This is a genomic window from Acidovorax sp. BLS4 (assembly GCF_032929295.1).
In the GTDB taxonomy this organism is placed as follows: Bacteria; Pseudomonadota; Gammaproteobacteria; order Burkholderiales; family Burkholderiaceae_C; genus Paracidovorax.
Map to the genome: position 1 here is coordinate 1,992,715 of NZ_CP136797.1, position 20,026 is coordinate 2,012,740.

The 20,026-nt window shown below is 67.0% G+C and carries 19 protein-coding genes; 14 read left to right on the plus strand and 5 right to left on the minus strand.

The annotated features are described in order from the left end of the window. Positions 1–10 precede the first annotated feature (10 nt). Both R1Z03_RS09265 and R1Z03_RS09270 read right to left on the minus strand, forming a co-directional pair. Complete coding sequence (locus R1Z03_RS09265) at positions 11–583, minus strand: peroxidase-related enzyme (RefSeq protein WP_284426867.1); 573 nt, start codon at positions 581–583, stop codon at positions 11–13. Between the two features lie 50 nt (positions 584–633). Continuing rightward, positions 634–1,371 carry an IclR family transcriptional regulator gene (locus tag R1Z03_RS09270; protein WP_284430901.1) on the minus strand — a complete coding sequence of 246 codons (738 nt, stop codon included), beginning with the start codon at positions 1,369–1,371 and terminating at the stop codon, positions 634–636. A gap of 213 nt (positions 1,372–1,584) precedes the next feature. Here R1Z03_RS09270 and R1Z03_RS09275 point away from each other — a divergent pair, with 213 nt between their 5' ends. The 11 genes from R1Z03_RS09275 (at position 1,585) to R1Z03_RS09325 (ending at position 14,285) form a co-directional block, all read left to right on the plus strand. Continuing rightward, positions 1,585–2,592 (plus strand): tripartite tricarboxylate transporter substrate binding protein, encoded by a 1,008-nt coding sequence (locus R1Z03_RS09275; protein WP_317358942.1) that lies wholly within the window; start codon positions 1,585–1,587, stop codon positions 2,590–2,592. 48 nt (positions 2,593–2,640) lie between these two features. After that, positions 2,641–3,549 carry an amidohydrolase family protein gene (locus R1Z03_RS09280; protein ID WP_317358944.1) on the plus strand — a complete coding sequence of 303 codons (909 nt, stop codon included), beginning with the start codon at positions 2,641–2,643 and terminating at the stop codon, positions 3,547–3,549. 18 nt (positions 3,550–3,567) lie between these two features. Then, positions 3,568–4,587, plus strand: coding sequence for a tripartite tricarboxylate transporter substrate binding protein (locus tag R1Z03_RS09285; protein ID WP_317358947.1), 1,020 nt, complete (start codon positions 3,568–3,570; stop codon positions 4,585–4,587). A gap of 63 nt (positions 4,588–4,650) precedes the next feature. Continuing rightward, entirely contained in the window at positions 4,651–5,337 is a 687-nt protein-coding gene (locus R1Z03_RS09290; protein WP_284430905.1) for an RraA family protein, read from the plus strand. After that, positions 5,334–6,272 carry an NAD(P)-dependent oxidoreductase gene (locus R1Z03_RS09295; protein WP_317358949.1) on the plus strand — a complete coding sequence of 313 codons (939 nt, stop codon included), beginning with the start codon at positions 5,334–5,336 and terminating at the stop codon, positions 6,270–6,272. The genes R1Z03_RS09290 and R1Z03_RS09295 overlap by 4 nt, the downstream gene beginning before the upstream one ends. A gap of 189 nt (positions 6,273–6,461) precedes the next feature. Beyond that, complete coding sequence (locus tag R1Z03_RS09300) at positions 6,462–7,394, plus strand: tripartite tricarboxylate transporter substrate binding protein (protein ID WP_372588271.1); 933 nt, start codon at positions 6,462–6,464, stop codon at positions 7,392–7,394. A 108-nt stretch (positions 7,395–7,502) separates the two neighbouring features. Beyond that, positions 7,503–8,462: a tripartite tricarboxylate transporter substrate binding protein gene (locus tag R1Z03_RS09305; RefSeq protein ID WP_317358953.1), complete on the plus strand. Its 960-nt coding sequence runs from the start codon at positions 7,503–7,505 to the stop codon at positions 8,460–8,462. Positions 8,463–8,470: 8 nt separating this feature from the next. Then, positions 8,471–9,373, plus strand: coding sequence for an amidohydrolase family protein (locus R1Z03_RS09310; protein WP_317358955.1), 903 nt, complete (start codon positions 8,471–8,473; stop codon positions 9,371–9,373). A 72-nt stretch (positions 9,374–9,445) separates the two neighbouring features. After that, positions 9,446–10,375: an SMP-30/gluconolactonase/LRE family protein gene (locus tag R1Z03_RS09315; RefSeq protein ID WP_317358958.1), complete on the plus strand. Its 930-nt coding sequence runs from the start codon at positions 9,446–9,448 to the stop codon at positions 10,373–10,375. Positions 10,376–10,582: 207 nt separating this feature from the next. After that, positions 10,583–12,838: a catalase/peroxidase HPI gene (gene katG / locus R1Z03_RS09320; RefSeq protein ID WP_317358960.1), complete on the plus strand. Its 2,256-nt coding sequence runs from the start codon at positions 10,583–10,585 to the stop codon at positions 12,836–12,838. 166 nt (positions 12,839–13,004) lie between these two features. Beyond that, the gene (locus R1Z03_RS09325) at positions 13,005–14,285 is read left to right on the plus strand and encodes an NAD(P)/FAD-dependent oxidoreductase (protein ID WP_272569444.1); all 1,281 of its coding nucleotides are present in this window, start codon (positions 13,005–13,007) and stop codon (positions 14,283–14,285) included. An 81-nt stretch (positions 14,286–14,366) separates the two neighbouring features. On the opposite strand, the gene R1Z03_RS09330 is transcribed toward R1Z03_RS09325, so the two are convergent. Continuing rightward, the gene (locus R1Z03_RS09330) at positions 14,367–15,263 is read right to left on the minus strand and encodes a hypothetical protein (protein WP_317358963.1); all 897 of its coding nucleotides are present in this window, start codon (positions 15,261–15,263) and stop codon (positions 14,367–14,369) included. Positions 15,264–15,432: 169 nt separating this feature from the next. Further along, positions 15,433–15,978, minus strand: a complete 546-nt coding sequence (locus tag R1Z03_RS09335; RefSeq protein ID WP_284430913.1) for a PAS and helix-turn-helix domain-containing protein — start codon at positions 15,976–15,978, stop codon at positions 15,433–15,435. Between the two features lie 78 nt (positions 15,979–16,056). On the opposite strand from R1Z03_RS09335, the gene R1Z03_RS09340 reads away from it, so the two are divergent. The 3 genes from R1Z03_RS09340 (at position 16,057) to R1Z03_RS09350 (ending at position 18,291) form a co-directional block, all read left to right on the plus strand. Then, on the plus strand, positions 16,057–16,869 hold the full coding sequence (locus tag R1Z03_RS09340; protein ID WP_272569448.1) for a CoA transferase subunit A: 813 nt from the start codon (positions 16,057–16,059) through the stop codon (positions 16,867–16,869). 1 nt (position 16,870) lies between these two features. Then, entirely contained in the window at positions 16,871–17,512 is a 642-nt protein-coding gene (locus tag R1Z03_RS09345; RefSeq protein ID WP_284400194.1) for a 3-oxoacid CoA-transferase subunit B, read from the plus strand. Between the two features lie 269 nt (positions 17,513–17,781). Next, complete coding sequence (locus tag R1Z03_RS09350) at positions 17,782–18,291, plus strand: chemotaxis protein CheW (protein WP_272569450.1); 510 nt, start codon at positions 17,782–17,784, stop codon at positions 18,289–18,291. Between the two features lie 161 nt (positions 18,292–18,452). Here the strand turns inward: R1Z03_RS09350 and R1Z03_RS09355 are convergent, their stop codons facing one another. Beyond that, complete coding sequence (locus tag R1Z03_RS09355; RefSeq protein WP_372588248.1) at positions 18,453–19,805, minus strand: GNAT family N-acetyltransferase; 1,353 nt, start codon at positions 19,803–19,805, stop codon at positions 18,453–18,455. Positions 19,806–20,026 lie beyond the last annotated feature (221 nt).

The window sequence follows — 20,026 nt, forward strand, 5'->3', positions numbered from 1 at the left end:
TTCGAGGGCGCTATTTTTGGCGCGGTACGCGGCCCATCAGATAGAACTCGGGATTGGGCTGCATGCCCGCGAAGCTGGCCATGCGGTTCGACAGGCCGAAGAATGCCGTGATGGCCGCGATGTCCCAGATGTCCTCGTCATCGAAGCCGTGGGCGTGCAGGGCGGGGAAATCCGCTTCCTCGATGGCGTGCGACTGGCTGCACACCTTCATCGCGAAGTCGAGCATGGCCCGCTGGCGCGGGCTGATGTCGGCCTTGCGGTAATTGACCGCCACCTGATCGGCCACCAGCGGCTTCTTTTCGTAGATGCGCAGGAGGGCACCGTGCGCGACCACGCAGTAAAGGCACTGGTTGGCGGCGCTGGTCGTGGTGACGATCATCTCGCGTTCGCCCTTGGTCAGGCTGCCTTCCTCCTTGAGCATCAAGGCGTCGTGGTAGGCGAAAAACGCACGCCATTCGGCGGGTCGCCGAGCAAATGCCAGGAACACGTTCGGCACGAAGCCGGCCTTTTCCTGCACTTCGAGAATGCGGGCGCGGATGTCGTCGGGCAGGGCGGCGAGGTCGGGGAAGGGGTAGCGGCTCAAGGGTTGTCTCCGTTGTGTTGTGGCTGGCGCGAATGGTCGCCTGCAACTTATCACGGATGCCACTGGGTCGCGCGCATCCCGGTGGAGGAGGGGGGCGCGGAACTGCCCGCCAGCGCATAGGACAGCCGTGTGGCCGCTGCGGTGACCGTCTTGGCCAGCGCCTGCAGACGGGCTTCGGGCAGGCGTGATTCCGGCCCCGAGATGCACACCGAGCCCATCAGCCGCCAATGCATGCCGAACACGGGCGCCGAGACGGTGGCCACGCCGTGCTCCCGCTCGCCGATGGACCAGTGGTAGCCACGCTGGCGGATGTCTTCGTAGTCCGCACCGGGTTCGCCCGAGAAGGCCAGAATCACGCGGCCCGGCGAGCCCTTGTCGAGCGGCAGGCCTTCACCCATGCGGGCATGGTGGCGCAGCGCCTGTGGGCCTTCCACCCGCACGAGGCAGGTGCGCACGTTGCCTTCACGCACATAGAACGCCGCGCTTTCGCCCGTGGCCTGGGTGAGCTCGCGCAAGGCCGGCTCCAGCACGTTCTGCACGTCAAACCCCGCCTGGTAGCGCGCCCCCAGCCAGCCCGCCGCCGGCCCGAGGCGCCAGTCGCCGTCCTCGCGCTGCACCATGAAGCCGGACTGCGCCAGCGTGCGCGCCAGGCGCAGCACGGTGGTCTTGTGCAACCCGCAGCGGCGGCTCAGCTCTGCGAGCGGCAGATGCGATTCGCCCAGGGAGAACGCCTCCAGCAACTGGAGGGCGCGCGTCACGGCGATGACCCCACCGGTTTCTTTCGCCATGGCTGAATAGGAGGACCTCGGGGCGGCGGATGCGGCCTCGCCAAGCCCCTGTGGCGGTGTGGATGAGGCGTTTGGGTTGCCGCCTATTGCGTTGCTCATGGTGCAATATGTTTCGCTGTATGAAACTATATTGTATGGGTTGAAACGTTTTCGTAAAGTCTTGGCAACGCCTGGGAACAAGGCGCGACAGGCCCATCACAACGGAGACAAACCATGCCAACTTTCTCGCTGACCCGGCGCGCCCTTGGCGCACCTTTGTCCATCGCCCTGCTGGGCATGGCGGTTCTGGCCTTTTCTGCCGGCACTGCGCAAGCGCAGTCCGGCTACCCGAACAAGCCAATCCGCCTGATCGTGCCGTTCCCGCCCGGCGGCGGCACCGACATGATCGCGCGCACCGTGGCGCAGAAGCTGACCGAGCAGCACAAGTGGAACGTGGTGGTGGACAACCGCCCTGGGGCGGGCGGCAACCTGGGTGTGGATGCCGTGGCCAAGTCGGCGCCCGATGGCTACACGCTGGTGATGGGCCAGACCAGCAACCTGGCCATCAACCCCTCGCTGTATGCCAAGCTGCCCTACGACCCCTTGAAGGACCTGGTCCCGGTGGCGCTGGTGTCGTCGGCCCCCATCGTGATGGCCGCGCCCGCCAACTCGCCTTACAAGACGTTCGCCGATGTGGCCGCCGCCGCCAAGGCCAAGCCGGACGGCATCACTTTGGGTTACTCCGGCAACGGCACCGTCGCCCATCTGGCCGGTGAACTGGCAGAGAACGCCGCCGGCATCAAGTTGCGCCACGTGCCCTACAAGGGCGCGGCCCAGGCCATGACCGACCTGGTGGGAGGGCAGATCGACCTGTACATGTCGGCCGTGCCCACGTTGCTGGGGCAGGTGCGCAATGCCAAGCTGCGTGCGGTGGTGATCACGTCGCTCAAGCGATCCGACCAGTTGCCGCAGACGCCCACGCTGGCCGAGTCGGGCTACAAGGATTTCGAGGCCGCTTCCTGGTATGGCGTGCTGGCCCCGGCCGGCACGCCCGCCCCCATCGTGCAGCAGTTGAACAAGGCCATCAACCAGGCGCTGGCGCAGCCCGACGTGGCGGAAAAGCTCCGCTCCGAAGGCGGTGATGTGCTGGGCGGCACCCCCGAAAAGTTCGGCGCGCTGCTGAAGTCCGAAGTGCCCCGCTGGGCCAAGATCGTCAAGGACTCGGGCGCCAGCCTGGATTGACGCGGCGCCCCGCAACGTTTGATTTCCCACGCCCATTGAGCCCTCGCCATGCACCGCGAAAGCTTTGCCACGCCTGTGCGTTTCTCGGCCGGTAGCGCCGCGCCGCGCACGGTGCTGCCGAAAGACGCCTGCGACTGCCACGTGCATGTCTATGACGGCCGCTTTCCCGCTGTACCGGGCGCCAGGCTGCTGCCGCCGGACGCCTCGGCGCAGGACTACCGCGCGCTCCAGCAACGCATCGGCACCGCGCGCACCGTGCTGGTCACACCCTCGACCTATGGCACCGACAACCGCTGCATGCTCGAAGGCCTGGCGGCGCTGGGCCCGCAGGCGCGTGGCGTGGCGGTGATCGACGGCGGCGAGAGCGACGTCCAACTGCAGCACCTGCATGACGCCGGCGTGCGCGGCGCGCGCCTGAACCTGTCGCTCAGCGTATCGGGCACCGTGCAATCGCTGATGCCGCTGGCCTGCCGCATCGCGCCGCTGGGCTGGCACCTGCAATTGCTGATGGCACCGGATCTGCTGGCGGCGCAGGGCGACGTGCTTCGCCGGCTGCCCGTTCCATTGGTCTTCGACCACTTCGGCCGCATTTCGCCGGCGCAGGCCGGGCAACATCCCGCACACGCGCTGCTGCAGGACCTGCTGCAGCGCGGACAGGCGTGGATCAAGCTGTCCGGCGGCTACATCGTGAGCGAACACCACTCGACCGAAGACCCCGCCCTCGATGCGCTGGCCGCGAGCTACCTGCGCTGCGCGCCCGAGCGCGTGGTCTGGGGCAGCGATTGGCCCCACGCCACCGCTTCGTCCGGTGCGCACCCCATGCCGGACGACGCCCGACAGGTGGATCGGCTCGTCGACTGGGCCGGCCAGACCGGCGATGCGGCCATCCTGCATCGCGTGCTGGTGGACAACCCCGCCGCGCTGTACGGCTTCACGCCGCCTTCCTCTTTCGCCTGACCCACAAGAGACAAGCCCATGACCACTTCGATCCTTTCTTCTCCAAAGGCGCGGCTCGCACGCCGCAGCCTGCTGGCCACCGCAGGCGCCGCGCTGCTCGGCCCGCTGCTCACCTGCCCCGCGCTGGCGCAGGGCGACTGGCCTGCCGGCAAGATCATCACCTGGGTGGTTCCGTACCCGCCGGGCGGCAGCACCGATGTGCTCGGCCGCAATGTGGCGCAGCGCGTCGGCGCAGCGCTGGGCACGAACGTGATCGTGGACAACAAGGCCGGTGCCACGGGCACCATCGGCGCGGCGTTCGTCGCCAAGGCGCCGCCGGATGGCTACACCCTGCTGGGCACCTCCATCGGTCCCCAGGCCATCGCGCCGCACCTCATGGGAAGGCTGCCCTATGACCCGATCGGCGGTTTCGAGCCCGTGATCACCATCGGCACCATTCCGCACATCCTCGTGGTCGGCGCCAACCAGCCGTTCAGGACCGTGGCCGATCTGGTGGCTGCGGCCAAGGCGCAGCCCGGCAAGCTGGCATTCGCCTCCGGCGGCAACGGCACCATCCTGCAGATGCAGGGGGAGTTGCTGCAGCAGCAGTCGGGCGCGCGCTTCATCCACGTGCCGTACAAGGGCGACACCCCGGCGCTGCAGGACACGCTGGCTGAACAGGTTCAATTCATGTTTGCGCCTGCCGCGGCTGCATTGCCGCATGTGCAGGGGGGCAAGCTGCGCGCGCTGGCCGTCACGTCGGCGCAGCGCCTGAAGTCCCTGCCGTCCGTGCCCACCATGGGCGAAGTCGGCATGAACGACTTTGTCGTCGAGCAGTGGCAGGCCGTGTTTGCACCAGCCAAGACCCCCGCCGCCATCGTGCAGCGCCTGAACCAGGAGATCGGCAACGCGCTGAAGGACCCGGGCGTGGTCGCGCTGGCCGACAAGCTGGGCGTCACGCTGGTCGGCGGCACGCCCCGGCAACTGGGCGATCTGCAGAAGGCCGACTCCGCCAAGTGGGCCAAGGTCATCCAGGACGGAAATATCAAGGCCGAGTGAGGTCGCTGCAGGCCAGTGTTTTCTTCCGTTTTTCTACTTCTTCCCAACCCCACTGGAACCACCATGAGCCAACTCCCAGAAGTCATTCGTGACATCGAGCGCGTCAGCGCCGAGGTCGTCGCCAAGGCCGCGACCTTCCAGGCCGCCATCCTGTCCGATGTGGCAGGACGCCGCGGCACCATGCATGCCCGCGTGGCGCCCGTCCACCAGGACATGAAGGTGGCCGGTCCCGCCTTCACGGTCGAAGTGCGCCCGGGCGACAACCTGATGATCCACGCGGCCATCGCGCTGGCGAAACCGGGCGATGTGCTGGTCATTGACGGCAAGGGCGACCAGACCGCCGCGCTCATGGGCACGCTGATGCTCAGCGCCTGCAAGAAGATCGGCCTGGCCGGCGTGATCGTGGACGGTGCGATCCGCGACAAGCTGGAACTGCTGGAACTCGGTTTTCCGGTGTTCAGCGCTGGTTTCAATCCTGCCGGCCCCACCAAGTACGTGCCGGGCCGCATCAACCATCCCATCTCGGCCGGCGGCGCAGTGGTGAACCCGGGCGACCTGGTGGTGGGCGATGCCGATGGCGTGGTGGTCATCGAGCGTGCCAAGGCGCCCGCCATGATGGCGCTGGCCGACAAGAAGGTGGCCGATGAGGCCGCGCGCATCGAGGCGATTGCCCGTGGCGATACGGCCTCCAAATGGCTGCCCGCCGCGCTGCGCGCCGCTGGCGTGCTGAAGGAAGGGGAATCGCTGTGAGCGCCATCCTCGTGACCGGCGCCGATCTGGCGCAGCAGGCACTCGATCTGCTTCAGGATTTCGAGATCGTCTATGCCGGCAAGACACCCACCGAAGACGACCTGGTGGCGCTGTGTCGGCAGCATGACCCGGTGGCCATCATCGTGCGCTACGGCAAGGTGGGCGCCGCCGTGATGGACGCGGCGCCATCGCTCAAGGTGATCTCCAAGCACGGCAGCGGCACCGATACCATCGACAAGGTGGCCGCCAAGGCCCGTGGCGTAGAGGTCGTGGCCGCTGCAGGTGCCAACGCCGCAGCGGTGGCCGAGCAGGCGCTGGCCCTGTTGCTGGCCTGTGCCAAGTCGGTGGTGCAACTCGATGCCCGCATGCACGCCGGCCACTGGGACAAGGCCACGCACAAGAGCCTGGAACTGGGTGGGCGCACGGTGGGCCTCGTGGGCCTGGGCGCCATTGGCCTGCGCTTCGCCAGGATGGCAGATGCGCTGGGCATGCGCGTGATCGGCTTCGATCCCTTCGCCAAGGACCTGCCGGCCTGTGTGCAGAGCGTGGACCTGGCGACGATCTGGCGCGAGTCCGACGCGATTTCGCTACACTGCCCGCTGACTGACGATAACCGCGGCATGCTGAATGCCGCCACGCTGGCACAGTGCAAGCGCGGCGTGATCGTGGTGAACACCGCGCGTGGCGGACTCGTCGACGAAGCTGCCCTGCTGGCTGCCGTGCGATCGGGCCAGGTGATGGCGGCGGGCCTGGACAGCTTCGCCGTGGAGCCCATGGTGGCCAACCACCCGTTCCAGGGCGAGCCACGCTTCATCCTGAGCCCGCACATCGGCGGCGTGACGGGCGATGCCTACGTGAACATGGGCGTGGGGGCTGCCAAGAACCTGCTGGAGGTGTTGGCCCGCGCCCCGGCTGCCGTTGCCGCAGCCTCGTAACCAAGACCCGAGGCTGGGCACGCCAGCGTTGCGTGTCCGCTTTTCCCCGACCGGTGTGGGATGCCGGTTGCGCCAGAACAAGAAGCCGCCGCCAGTGCGGCCCCTGACAGGAGACATTCAATGAGCGAGAGTTTCGAACCCAGGAGGCTGGCAGCGCCGGTGCGCAAGGCGCTGGCGGTTGCGCTGTGCATGGTGTCCGCCACCTGTTTCGCGCAGGCCGGTGGCTATCCTTCCAAGCCCGTGAAGCTGGTGGTGGGATTTGCGGCAGGCGGCCCCACCGACGTGGTGGCCAGGGCGTTTGCTGACCACGCCAGCCGCGCGCTGGGCCAGCCATTCATCATCGACAACAAGCCGGGTGCCAACACCATCCTGGCTGCACAGGCGGTGGCCAGCGCGCCGGCCGATGGCTACACGCTGCTGTTCGGTGCGACCAACCACACGATGATTCCCGGGCTGTACAGCAACCGGGTGAAGTTCGATGCGTTGCGCTCCTTCCGTCCGCTGTGCACGGTGGCGACCAGCCCGACGGTGCTGGTGGTCGGGCCGGGCTTGCCGATGAAGTCGTTGGCCGATTACATGGCCAAGGCCCGCAAGGAGCCCGGCCGCATCACTGCCGGAACGGCTGGCATCGGCAGCTCGGGCCACTTCGCGACCGAGATGTTCGCCCGCGCCAATGGCCTGCAGCTCAACCATGTGCCTTACAAAGGCGCCGCACCGGTGGTGACGGACCTGATGGGCGGCCAGCTCGACAGCTCCTTCGCCACGCTGGGCTCGGTCCTGCCGCAGATCCGCAGTGGCAAGCTGGCGGCGTTGGCGGTGGCGTCTCCACAGCGTTCCGGCCTGCTGCCCGACGTCGCCACCTTCGCGGAATCGGGGGGGGGCAACTACTCGGCCGACGCATGGTACGGCGTGCTGGCGCCCGCCGGCGTTCCCGAGCCGGTCGCGCAGGCGCTGGAACGCGTGGCCGCTGACTTCGCCAAGAGCGAGGTTGCTGCCGAGAAACTGCGTGGCCTGGGATTGGACGCCGAGTCCACCTGTGGCGCTGCCTTCGTGGCGCGGGTCGGGCGTGAAGTGGCCACCTATACGCAGATTGCCCTCGACCTGAATCTCAAGGCCGACTGACCACCGGCGTGCCTTCCAACGCAACTGTCCTGGGCCCGCGCCGCGTGGCTCGCGGCGGGTTGCGGTTGCTTTTTCTCTGTCGCTTTGCCATTCGAACCAGGAGACCTCATGCGTGCTTTTGTCATCTCCCCCCTGATCGCCGCCTGCGCCCTTGCCGCCACCGTGGCACAGGCCGCTTTCCCGGACCGTCCGATCACGATCGTCGTGCCCTACGCCCCGGGTGGTGCTGCCGATGCCGTGGCCCGTGTGCTGGCCACGCGCATGGGCGCCCGGCTGGGTGCCAGCGTGATCGTGGACAACAAGGCCGGCGCCAGCGGCACGATCGGCGCGAGCTATGTGGCCAAGGCCACTGCCGACGGCTACACCCTGCTGTACGACGCCACGCCGTATTCCATCAATCCGCACCTGTTCCCCAAGATGCCTTACGCCAGCACGGCGTTGCAGCCGCTGTCCCTGGTACTGCTGGCTCCGAACGCGCTGATCGTGAAAGCCGACTCGCCCTTCAAAAACGTGAATGACCTGATCGCCAAGGCGAAAGCCGAGCCTGGCAAGCTGAACTTCGCGTCGGGCGGCAGCGGCACCGTGCAGCGCCTGGCGGCGGAGCTGTTCCGCCAGAAGCTGCAATTGGACATGGTGCACGTGCCCTACAAGAGTGGTGGCCCCGCCATTGCCGATGTGATGGGCGGGCAGGTGGACTTCATGTTCGGCACCATCGCGGCCTCGTACCCGCTGGTGTCGGGCGGCAAACTGCGTGCACTGGCGGTATCGGCCCCCGAGCGGTCCAAGCGCCTGCCCGATGTGCCCACGGTGGCCGAGACCGTCATTCCCGGCTATGAGGCCTATGAATGGAACGGCGTGTTCCTGCCTGCGGGCACGCCCGAGCCGGTGGCCGCCAAGCTGCAGCAGGCACTGGTCGAGGTACTGAAGGAAGACGAGGTGAAGCAGCGCCTCGCGGATCTGGGCGCCCAGGCGATCGGTTCCACGCCCGCGGAGTTCGTCACCTTCCTCAAGAAGGAAGACGCCAAGTGGGGCGAGGTGGTACGCAAAGGCGACATCAAACTGGACTGATGGGCACCATGCACCTGCCTGCGATTCCCGCACCAGTGCCGCATTCCATGGGCGTGAGCCGCCCGTTGCGCTTGCTGCCCGCGATGGCATGCGACAGCCACATGCACATTTTCGATCCGCGTTTTGCACCGTCGGTGCACTGGAAGCGCTTGCCCCCCGATGCACCGGTGGCTGCCTACCGCCGGCTGCAGCAGCGCCTGGGCACGGCGCGTTCGGTGGTGGTGACGCCTTCCACCTATGGCACGGACAACGCCTGCACGCTGGATGCCCTGAAGCAGCTCGGCGACACCGCGCGGGGCGTGGCGGTCGTGGGCACGGACGTGAGCGATGCCGAGCTGGAACACCTGGCCGCGCGCCGCGTGTGCGGCCTGCGGGTGAACTTCGTATCGCCGCAGTCCTGGGGTGCGACCACGCCCGAGATGCTCACCACGCTGGCGAGCCGCGTCGCGCGCCATCCGCACTGTGGTGGCTGGCACATCCAGGTCTTCGCGGATGCGGAGCAGATCGTCGCACTGCGGCCGGTGCTGCAGGCGTTGCCCGTGCCGCTGGTGATCGACCATCTGGGCCGCATCGACCCGGCGGAAGGCCCTTCCGCGCAGGCCTACGGCGTGCTGCGCAGGCTGCTCGACGGGGGCAACACCTGGGTCAAGCTCTCCGGCGCCTACATGCGTTCCACGGTGCGAGGCCCGAGCTACGCCGACACGCTGCCTCTGGGCCGCGCGCTGGTGCAGGCCGCGCCCGAGCGGCTGGTGTGGGGCAGCGACTGGCCCCACACCACCGAGCCGCCCGGCACGGTGAACGATGCCGATCTGGTGGATCTGCTGCACGCCTGGACAGGGTCGCAGGCCGCGGCGGTGGACCGCATCCTGGTGGACAACCCTGCGCAGCTGTACGGGTTCGAAGCCGCCTGAAAATCGCATTCCGTTTCCCGCCCTGGCTCAGCATGCGCCGGGACGGGTCCTTCTTCAAAGAAAGCCGATCCCATGTTCTTGCTGCAGGCCCCACAGGTTCGTGAACTGGAGCCGTTCACCTCGGTGCCCGATGCGTTCCGCCGCCGGGCGCGCAGCGCATGGGCCGATGCCAACCGCGGCGGCACCATCACCGATTCATTCCTCGAAGGCCCGGTGTTCGATACCGCCGGCCACCTGTATGTGACCGACATTCCATGGGGGCGCATCTTCCGCATCGACCCGCAGGGCGGCTGGAGCCTGGTCGCCGAGTACGACGGCGAACCCAATGGCATGAAGTTCCTGGACGCCGGCACGTTGCTCATCACCGATTACAAGAACGGCCTGGTGCGACTGGATGTGGCGAGCGGCACCATCACGCCTTACCTGGAGCGTCGCAACAGCGAACGCTTCAAGGGCGTGAACGATCTGGTGTTCGATGCCGAAGGCAACCTGTACTTCACCGACCAGGGGCAAAGCGGCCTGCACGACCCGTCGGGCCGCCTGTACCGCCTGCGTCCGAACGGCCAGCTCGATCTGCTGCTGAACAACGTACCCAGTCCCAACGGCGTGGCACTGTCGCCGGATGGCCGCGTGCTTTACCTGGCCGTGACGCGTGGCAACTGCGTGTGGCGCGTCCCGCTGTTGCCCGATGGGAGCGTGGCCAAGGTGAGCCAGTTCTTCACCTCCTACGGCCCGAGCGGCCCGGACGGACTGGCGGTGGATGCACTGGGCCGTTTGCTCGTGGCCAATCCCGGTCTTGGCTGGGTCTGGGTACTCAATGGCCGGGCCGAGCCGGTGCAGGTGCTGCGCGGTGTGCCGGGAAGCTCCACCACCAACATGGCGTTCGGCGGAGCCGACCTGGCCAAGCTCTATGTGACCGACTCCACCCATGGGCGCATCCTGTGTACCAGCATGGACGCCCCGGGGCTGCCACTGCACGCCGGTGCAGCGCGCGGCGGCTGATCTGACAGAGCCAGGAGGCGGGGCAGGGCGTGCAGTGGAGTGGAGTGGAAAACCATGCGCCGCCCGCTTGCCGCGCGCTCTTTGATGAGGGGTCGGTCATGGCTGATCATTTCGAAAAACTATTCCAGGCATGTGATTAATTGCCTTTTCCGGCGGGAGTCTTTTCTCTAGCATTCACCCATCAATCAGCCGCAAGAGGAATGCCCCATGAGCCAAGAGACCAAGTGCCCGTTCCATGCCGCCGCCGTCAATGGTGGAACCCTCAACAAGGACTGGTGGCCCAACCAGTTGCGCGTGGACCTGCTGCACCAGCATTCGTCCAAGTCCGACCCCCTGGGCGGCAGCTTCAACTACGCCGAAGAGTTCAAGAAGCTCGACTACGAAGCCCTGAAGAAAGACCTGCGCGCGCTCATGACCGACTCGCAGGACTGGTGGCCGGCCGACTTCGGACACTACGGCCCGCAGTTCATCCGCATGGCGTGGCACGCCGCCGGCACCTACCGCACAGGCGACGGCCGTGGCGGTGCGGGCCGTGGGCAGCAGCGCTTCGCGCCGCTCAACAGCTGGCCCGATAACGTCAACATCGACAAGTCGCGCCGCCTGCTCTGGCCCATCAAGCAAAAATACGGTCAAAAAATTTCCTGGGCCGACCTGCTGGTGCTGACCGGCAACGTCGCGCTGGAAACCATGGGCTTTCGGACCTTCGGCTTCGCCGGCGGCCGCGAAGACACGTGGGAGCCTGACCTGGACGTGTACTGGGGCAGCGAGAAGACGTGGCTGGGCGGCGATGCCCGCTACGGCAAGGGTACCCCCGGCGACGGCACCTTGGTGGCCGACCCCGCCATGCACGGCCAGGAAACCGACCGCACGGACAGCCAGGGACGGAACCTGGAGAACCCCCTCGCCGCGGTCCAGATGGGCCTGATCTATGTGAACCCGGAAGGCCCCGAAGGCAATCCCGACCCGATCGCCGCTGCGCACGACATCCGAGAAACGTTCGGCCGCATGGCGATGGACGACGAGGAAACCGTGGCCCTGATCGCCGGCGGCCACACCTTCGGCAAGACCCATGGTGCCGGTGCCGCCGACCATGTGGGGGCTGAGCCCGAAGCCGCAGGCATCGAGCAGCAGGGCCTGGGCTGGGCCAGCAGCTTCGGCTCCGGCAAGGCCGGCGATGCGATCACCAGCGGCCTGGAAGTGACCTGGACCACCACGCCTGCGCAGTGGAGCAACAACTTCTTCGAGAACCTGTTCAAGTACGAATGGGAACTCACCAAGAGCCCGGCCGGCGCGCATCAATGGCAGGCCAAGAACGCCGAAGCCATCATCCCCGACGCGCACGACCCCACCAAGAAGCGCCTGCCGACCATGCTGACCACCGACCTGTCACTGCGCATGGACCCGGCCTACGAAAAAATCTCGCGCCGGTTCCTGGACAACCCCCAGGCCTTCGCCGAAGCCTTTGCACGGGCCTGGTTCAAGCTCACGCACCGTGACATGGGGCCGCGCGCCCGCTATCTCGGCCCCGAAGTGCCGAAGGAAGTGCTGATCTGGCAAGACCCCGTTCCCGCGGTGGACCATCCGCTGATCGAGGCGTCCGATGTGGCGGCCCTCAAGGCACAGGTCCTGGCCTCCGGCCTGTCGGTGTCCGAACTGGTGGGTACGGCCTGGGCTTCGGCATCCACCTTCCGCGGTTCGGACAAGCGCGGCGGGGCCAATGGCGCCCGCATCCGCCTGGCGCCGCAAAAGGACTGGGACGTCAACCAGCCGGCGCAACTGGCCCGGGTGCTCCAGGTGCTTGAAGGCATCCAGAGCGACTTCCATCGCGGCGCCGCAGGGGGCAAGCGCATCTCGCTGGCCGACCTGATCGTGCTGGCAGGTGCCGCGGGCGTGGAGCAGGCGGCCAAGAGCGCGGGCGTCGAGGTGACGGTACCGTTCTCCCCGGGCCGCACCGATGCGCGGCAGGACCAGACCGACGTGGAATCGTTCGCTGTGCTCGAGCCCGTGGCAGACGGTTTCCGCAATTACCAAAAGCGCCGCTACAGCGTGCCTGCCGAGGTGCTGCTGATCGACAAGGCCCAGCTGCTGACGTTGACTGCGCCCGAGCTGACGGTACTGATCGGCGGGCTGCGTGCGATCAACATCAATGCCAGCGGAACCCGCCACGGTGTCCTGACCGCAACGCCTGGCGCGCTCACCAACGACTTCTTCGTCAACCTGCTCGACATGGGCACAGAGTGGAAGGCATCGGCCCAGGACGCCGGGGTGTTCGAAGGCCGCGACCGCAAGACCGGCGAGGTCAAGTGGACCGGCACGCGCGTGGACCTCGTGTTCGGCTCCAACGCCCTGCTGAGGGCGCAGGCCGAGGTGTATGCCGGGGCGGACGCCAAACGCAAGTTCGTGGACGACTTCGTTGCGGCCTGGACCAAGGTCACCGAACTCGATCGCTTCGATCTGGCCTGACCTGCCGCGTTGGCTCTGCTGAGCCGGCACGCTTTCTCCGGGAAAAGCCCGCGGCTTCGACGCCGCGGGCTTTTTCGCATTCGCGTGCGGCAAAGGAGCCCTTTTGGGCGCGGGGAAGGCTCGTGCGCCCTAAACTTGCTGCATCGCACAAAAAGCGGGAGATGGAATGCATTTCGACATCGTGATCGTTGGCGGCGGCGCGGGCGGCCTGGAATTGGCGGCACGCCTCGGGCGGGGCCTGGGGCCCCGGGTAGGGCGGGAAAAGGTGCTGCTGGTCGACCGCAGCCCGTTCCACATCTGGAAGCCCACGCTGCACGAGGTGGCCGCCGGCACGCTCGATGCCCACCAGGAAGGGCTGTCCTACACCGTGCTGGCCCGGCGCAACCATTTCAGTTTTGCCATGGGCGAGATGGCGGCCCTCGACACCGAGCGCAAAGGCATCACCTTGTCGGAGATTCGCGATGCGCAGGGTGAAGCCGTGGTGCCCCGGCGCACCGTGAGCTACACGCGCCTGGTGCTGGCGATCGGCAGCGGCTCCAATGCCTTCGGCACGCCTGGCGTGGAGCACGCGTACCTGCTGGAGAACGTGCGCGATGCGCAGCGTTTCCATGCCGACTGGCTGGCCGCGTGCGCCCGTGCCTCTTTCTCCGAGAGCCGTGCGCTGGGCGTGGCCATCGTGGGCGGTGGGGCGACCGGGGTGGAACTGTCGGCCGAACTGCTGGAGGCCCATGCCGAACTGCAGGAAAGCATGGGCGATGGCCAGCGCTTTCGGCTCGACATCACGCTGGTGGAAGGCGGCCCGCGCATCCTGGGTGGCCTGCCCGAAAAGATCTCGGCCCAGGCCCGGCTGGCGCTGGAGCGCAAGCAGGTCAACGTGCGCACCGGCACGCGTGTGACCGAGGTGCGCCGTGGCGCGCTGGTCACCTCCGAAGGCAGCATTCCCGCCGAAATGATCGTGTGGGCCGCGGGCATCAAGGCTGCTGATGCCAATGCCCGCATGGGGCTGGCCGTGAACGGTCTGAACCAGTTCGTGGTGGACGACCGCCTGCGCACCTCGGTGCCCGGCGTCTATGCATTCGGCGACTGCGCCGCCTGCCCGTGGGAGGGAGGCAAGACCGTTCCGGCGCGGGCCCAGGCCGCGCACCAGCAAGCCGACTACCTGGCCAAGGTGCTCGGCGCGATGCTGCGCGAGCGCGAAGTGACCGAGGCGTTCGTGTACCGCGACTTCGGCTCGTTGGTGTCGTTGGGCGATAACAAGGGCGTGGGCAACCTCATGGGCGGCCTGATGGGACGCAACTTCTTCGTGGAAGGCCTCATCGCGAAGTGGATGTACATCTCCTTGCACTTGAATCACCACCGGGCCATCCTGGGCCTGGGCAAGACGGCTGTGCTCGCCCTGGCGCGGCTGCTGCAGCAGCGCGTGTCCGGACGGCTGAAGCTCCACTGAGCGCGTGGCTGAAAGGAGCTGGGCAGGCATGCCGGTTCCGACCCGGCCGCCCGCCACCGTCCTGCGGCCCGCTTGCGCGCCTTACTTGGGGGTATAGGTGATCTTCGTTACCTCGTAAGTCGAGGGCCTGCCGTTGGAGCTGGACGTGGCGATCTTGATCGTCCGGCCCTGGTAAGGGCCTTCTGCGACCACCCAGGTCTGGAAGTTGGCCACGACGCGCCCGGTCGGCCCCACCGTGACGAAGTCGTTGTTGAATTTGCAGACGTTGAAGGTACCCATCGCGGTCTGCAGCGACTCCCTGCCCACGTACGTGAACTGGTCTTCCACGGTTTCCGAATAGGAGCTGGGCGCCGAGCCCGCCTTGGGCACGATCGTGAACTGGTTCTTGTGGTCCCGCTGGACGGTCTGGCCGGGCTGCATGTCCAAGGGCGTGGACACGGGTGGATCGTAGACCTGCGTCAGTACCTGGGTGGACGTGTCGGATACGACGCCGTACGCCAGTTCGCTGCTGGCCGTGCGGTCGCGGAACAGCCGGTTGTTGCCCAGGGAACCGGTGGACTGTGGCGTGAACATGACCGGTTTCGCGCCGGCGAAATCCTGCCGGCCTCCGGTCGTCGTGGTGCTGGTGGTCGTGAGGTCGGGTTGCCCGTCCATCTTCGTGAGGCCCTCTTCGACGAGCACCGTCCCTTCGTTGAAATCCGCCGCGTTGTAGCAGGCGGCGGAGCTCCCGCTCGAAGGTGCGGGTGCCGGCGTGGGGGCAGGTGCTGGAGCGGGTGACGGTGCCGGCGATGGCGATGGCGATGGCGATGGCGATGGCGATGGGGCTGGCGTTGGCGCTGGAGCTGGGGTGCCGCCGGGCGGCGTGGTCACATCGCCCCCACCTCCACCACCGCCGCATGCGGTCAGGGAGGCGGCGGTCAATGCGGCGAGGGCTGCGAAAGCGGCGGTAGCGCGGAATGAATGGAAACTGGTGGGCATGGGGTCTCGGGATGGGGCGCCGCTCCGCGGCGCCGCGCACCATGCGCCGCGCCGCCGGCTGGCAGGTTGGGATGTGCAGACGGTATCCGTGGCCTCCTTGCCGCGGTACCCCACCCAGGGAGCTCAGATGAAAGCAAGTGTTAGTAGGGGTATCCCTGATGGCCGACCGTCATCCCGCCATGAGCTTTTGCACCAGGTCAGCCGCCGTGGAGGCTGCGTATTTGCGCATGAGGCGCGCGCGGTAGATCTCCACCGTGCGGTGGCTGATGTCGAGCGCACGGCCGATCTCCTTGGAGGTCAGGCCGTCCAGCAGCCGCGCCGCCACCTCGCGCTCGCGTCCGGTCAGTTCGGCCTTGACCGAGCGCTGCGAGCTGAGGTCTTCGAAACTCCAGATGCCCGATTCGTGCGGGGTTTCGCGATTGAGCGCCCGGCCCGAGACATGGCACCAGAACACCTCGCCGCTGGCCCGCTTCATGATGCGGTTGTCGGCATAGTGGCCCCGCGCATTCAGGATGGGCTCCATGTGCTTGCCCAGGCGCTCGTATTCGTCCGCGCTGGGATACAGAATCCGGAAAGACTGGCCGATCAGCACCTCGCGCGAGGCGCCGAACATCTCGCACACCTGGCGATTGCAGTCGACCATGGTGCGGTTGCGCGAAATGACCAGACCCACCGGGGCCATTTCGAAAGCGAGGCGGTAATCGGCGACATCCATGGAAGTATTTAGGGAGAACTACGTAGCGGGGTACGTAGTATCGTAGCGGCCATCCAACCTGATGTTGAGGAGTCTCCAATGAACAAGCTTTTTCCCACCGCGGCCGAGGCGCTCAAGGGCGTCGTGGCCGGCGGCCAGATGCTGGCCGTCGGCGGCTTCGGGCTCTGCGGCATTCCCGAGGCGCTGATCGACGCCCTGCGCGACAGCGGCGTCAAGGACCTTACCGTCATCTCCAACAACGCCGGTGTGGACGGCTTCGGCCTCGGCAAGCTGCTGGAAACGCGCCAGATCAAGAAGATGATCTCTTCCTACGTGGGCGAGAACAAGGAATTCGAGCGCCAGTACCTCGCCGGCGAGCTGGAGCTGGAATTCACCCCACAGGGCACGCTGGCGGAGAAGCTGCGGGCGGGAGGCGCCGGCATTCCGGCCTTCTTCACCAAGACCGGCGTCGGCACCATGGTGGCCGAGGGCAAGGAACTGCGCGAATTCGACGGCGAAACCTATGTGATGGAGCGCTCGCTGGTGCCCGATGTGTCGCTCGTCAAGGCCTGGCGCGCCGACAAGTCCGGCAACCTGCAGTTCCGCCTGACCGCGCGCAACTTCAACCCCGCGGCCGCCACGGCCGGCAAGGTCTGCATCGTCGAGGTGGAGGAGGTCGTGGAGACGGGCGACATCGCGCCGGACGATGTGCACCTGCCCGGCATCTACGTGCATCGCATCGTGCACAACCCCAACCCCGAAAAGCGCATCGAAAAGCGCACCGTGACCGCCGCGCCCGTCGATGTGGCCGCTGCCAAGGTCGAGGCCCAGGCCGTGATCGCGCAGGCCGCTGCCACCAGCGAAGCCGTGCCCACGGTGACGGTGCCCGTCAACAAGAAAGAAGGAGCCTGAGATGCCCTGGACCCAAGACCAGATGGCCGCGCGCGCGGCACAAGAACTCGAAGACGGCTTCTACGTGAACCTGGGGATCGGCATCCCCACGCTGGTGGCCAATTTCACGGGCGACAAGGAAGTGTGGCTGCAGTCGGAGAACGGCATGCTGGGCATCGGCCCGTTCCCCACCGAAGACGCTGTGGACGCCGACCTCATCAATGCCGGCAAGCAGACCGTCACCACCATCAAGGGCTCTTCCATCTTCGGCAGCGACCAGTCGTTCGCCATGATTCGGGGCGGCAAGATCAACCTGTCGATCCTCGGCGCCATGCAGGTGAGCGAGAAGGGCGATCTGGCCAACTGGATGATCCCCGGCAAGATGGTCAAGGGCATGGGCGGTGCGATGGACCTGGTGGCCGGCGTCAAGCGCGTCATCGTGCTCATGGAGCATGTGGCGCGCAAGAAGGACGGCACCGAAGACCTCAAGATCCTGCCCCAGTGCACGCTGCCCCTCACCGGCGTGGGCGTGGTGGACCGCATCATCACCGACCTGGCCGTGATGGACGTCACGCCCAAGGGGCTGCAGGTGGTCGAACTCGCGCCGGGCGTGACTTTCGAAGCGCTGCAGGCCAAGACAGGCGTCACGTTGCTGCCGGCCTGAGGCTGTCCTGTCGGCACGCCGGACAGGCGGGCAAGCGGCCCGGGTCTTGATGGCCCCCGGGCTTTCCTGTGGGCCGCCACAGGCAACCGCCACCAGCGCTGCCCAAGCCCGAGGGCAGGCCGTTGCTAGCACAGCAATGGCCTTCTTTGAATAGGTGGAATCGGCTAAATGTCAGCACAAGTAACAAGGCGGCTGATATGCTGGACCATTGCCGCGCGCGCCAGACGGTCGTCTGCACGTGCTGAACCCTGATCTGTGAAGGACCTGCCATGCTGTCGACCCCCGCTTCCGCCTCTCCCCGCCATGCCACGGGTGCCGCCGCCAACGCAGCGGAGTACCTCACCTTTCGTCTGGGGCAGGAGGAATACGGCATCGACATCCTGCGCGTGCAGGAAATCCGCTCGTACGAGCAACCCACCCGCATGGCCCACGCGCCGGACTTCATCAAGGGCGTGATCGATCTGCGTGGCGTGATCGTCCCCATCGTCGATCTGCGGCTGAAGCTGCGCTGCGCGCAGGCCGAGTACACCGATTTCACCGTCGTCATCATCCTCAACGTGGGCGGCACGGTGATGGGCGCCGTCGTGGATGCGGTGGCCGACGTCGTTCCCCTGCAGGCCGAGGCCATCCGGCCGGCGCCGCAGTTCCAGGGCGAGGTGGATTCGGCCTTCGTGACCGGCATTGCCAGCGTCGGCGAGCGCATGCTCATCATGATGGACATCGAATCCCTGCTCAGCAGCGCCGAAATGGGACTGGTGCGCTCGGCTGCCGTGGCGTAGCCCGCTGCCAAAGTCAGGAGCGTTGCTATATTTTTTGTAGCGATATGCCCTAGTAGATATTGCGCTGGACGGGCTTTTGACTCTTGAACCCGGCGGGCTGTGCCGCCGCCGCGGCCCCAGTTCTGGTCGGGGCGGGCGCCTGCGCTTTCATGCGCTTCGGGTCACCGGCCCGTCTTGAACGGGTTGCGCGACTGCAGTTCCTCCAGATACTGCGCCACGCCTTCCCCCTCGCGCTCCAGGAACCGGTCCACCGCCTCGGCAAAAGCGGGATGGGCGAGCCAGTGGGCGCTCGTGGCCTGCACCGGCAGCAGGGCCCGTGCCATCTTGTGCTCGCCTTGGGCGCCGCCCTCGAAGCGCTGCACGCCATGCGCGATGCACCACTGCAGCGGCTGGTAGTAGCAGGCCTCGAAATGCAGGCAGTCCACCCGCTCCAGCGCTCCCCAGTAGCGGCCGAACGCCACCAGTTCCGGGTCTTTTTTGCCTTGTGCCCTAGTATCGTTTGCCCCGACTGCTATCAAACTGCTAGCAATGGGGTGTCCGCCGCGTTCGGCGATGAACAGCACCCAGGCCTCGGGCATGTCGGCGGCCATGCGGGCGAAAAATTCGCGCGTGAGGTAGGGCGGGTTGCCGTGCTCCAGGTAGGTGCGCTCGTAGCAGCGGTAGAAGAAATCCCAGTCGTCTGTCGTGATGTCGGTGCCCCGCATCCAGCGGAACGCCACGCCCGCGTCGGCCACGCGGCGCCGCTCCTGCCGGATCTTCTTGCGTTTGTCCTGCGACAGGCTGGCCAGGAAATGGTCGAAGGATTCGAACGGCCGTTCGCCGGCAGGCGAGGGCGCTTCGCCGCTCGCGTCGGCCATCGGCCCGGCCCCCTCGCGTGCGGACGGGGTCGCCCCCTCGGCCGGTGAGGCGAGCGCGCCGGCGCCGTGCGGGGGCGCCGCGTTCGTCCAATGAAACTGCACCGTGTGCCGCAGCATCAGCCCCGCTGCCTGCGCGGCCTCGACATCCTGCGGCGCGGTGAACAGCAGGTGCAGCGACGACAGGCCCGCCTCTTCGCACCACTGCACCAGCGCCCGCACCAGCGCATGCCGCGCCGCCGCGTCCACGGCCAGCAACCGCGCTCCGGGCACGGGGGTGAAGGGCACGGCCACGACGGCCTTGGGGTAGTAGTCCATGCCGTGGCGCGCATAGGCACCCGCCCAGCCCTGGTCGAACACGTATTCCCCGTAGGAGTGCGGCTTGGCATACACCGCGCACGCGCCCTGCAGAACCTCCTCCCGCCAGAGCGTGCAGAACACGGGCGTCCAGCCGGTTTCCGGCACCGCGCTGCCGCTGCTGTGCAGCGCCGAAAGGTAGGCGTGGCGCATGAAGGGGGTGGCGTGGGGCTGGGCGGCCAGGAGCGCATCCCAGTCATCGGCGTCCACGTCGTCGGGAGACGGGTGCAGGCGCAGAACGTAGGCGGTATCGGCGGGTTGGGACAAGGCGGCGTGCGGTCGGTGGAGGGGGGACACCATCATGGCCCAAACCGGGCTTCGCCGCCGCGGGGAGGTATGGCATCCACACCAGTCCGTGTGCCTAAAAAGAGGGCACGGGGACATTCTTTCAGGCCTGACAAGGAGTTAGGACCGCCTTACAGGGCAAGCCACGACTTATCCACAGAGTTTTCCAGTGCCCGCGGGGATAACGCAGGGCCTTGTGGCGCAAGGCGCCATCGTGCAGGACGCGGGTGACATAATCG

Excerpts from the sequence above, each read along its gene's own strand:
- R1Z03_RS09355 (WP_372588248.1), bottom strand. The coding sequence starts at position 19,805 with ATGATGGTGTCCCCCCTCCACCGACCGCACGCCGCCTTGTCCCAACCC.
- katG (WP_317358960.1), top strand. The coding sequence starts at position 10,583 with ATGAGCCAAGAGACCAAGTGCCCGTTCCATGCCGCCGCCGTCAATGGT.
- R1Z03_RS09310 (WP_317358955.1), top strand. The coding sequence starts at position 8,471 with ATGCACCTGCCTGCGATTCCCGCACCAGTGCCGCATTCCATGGGCGTG.
- R1Z03_RS09340 (WP_272569448.1), top strand. The coding sequence starts at position 16,057 with ATGAACAAGCTTTTTCCCACCGCGGCCGAGGCGCTCAAGGGCGTCGTG.
- R1Z03_RS09330 (WP_317358963.1), bottom strand. The coding sequence starts at position 15,263 with ATGCCCACCAGTTTCCATTCATTCCGCGCTACCGCCGCTTTCGCAGCC.
- R1Z03_RS09315 (WP_317358958.1), top strand. The coding sequence starts at position 9,446 with ATGTTCTTGCTGCAGGCCCCACAGGTTCGTGAACTGGAGCCGTTCACC.
- R1Z03_RS09300 (WP_372588271.1), top strand. The coding sequence starts at position 6,462 with ATGGTGTCCGCCACCTGTTTCGCGCAGGCCGGTGGCTATCCTTCCAAG.
- R1Z03_RS09335 (WP_284430913.1), bottom strand. The coding sequence starts at position 15,978 with ATGGATGTCGCCGATTACCGCCTCGCTTTCGAAATGGCCCCGGTGGGT.
- R1Z03_RS09305 (WP_317358953.1), top strand. The coding sequence starts at position 7,503 with ATGCGTGCTTTTGTCATCTCCCCCCTGATCGCCGCCTGCGCCCTTGCC.
- R1Z03_RS09270 (WP_284430901.1), bottom strand. The coding sequence starts at position 1,371 with ATGGCGAAAGAAACCGGTGGGGTCATCGCCGTGACGCGCGCCCTCCAG.
- R1Z03_RS09345 (WP_284400194.1), top strand. The coding sequence starts at position 16,871 with ATGCCCTGGACCCAAGACCAGATGGCCGCGCGCGCGGCACAAGAACTC.
- R1Z03_RS09290 (WP_284430905.1), top strand. The coding sequence starts at position 4,651 with ATGAGCCAACTCCCAGAAGTCATTCGTGACATCGAGCGCGTCAGCGCC.
- R1Z03_RS09325 (WP_272569444.1), top strand. The coding sequence starts at position 13,005 with ATGCATTTCGACATCGTGATCGTTGGCGGCGGCGCGGGCGGCCTGGAA.
- R1Z03_RS09275 (WP_317358942.1), top strand. The coding sequence starts at position 1,585 with ATGCCAACTTTCTCGCTGACCCGGCGCGCCCTTGGCGCACCTTTGTCC.
- R1Z03_RS09350 (WP_272569450.1), top strand. The coding sequence starts at position 17,782 with ATGCTGTCGACCCCCGCTTCCGCCTCTCCCCGCCATGCCACGGGTGCC.
- R1Z03_RS09285 (WP_317358947.1), top strand. The coding sequence starts at position 3,568 with ATGACCACTTCGATCCTTTCTTCTCCAAAGGCGCGGCTCGCACGCCGC.
- R1Z03_RS09280 (WP_317358944.1), top strand. The coding sequence starts at position 2,641 with ATGCACCGCGAAAGCTTTGCCACGCCTGTGCGTTTCTCGGCCGGTAGC.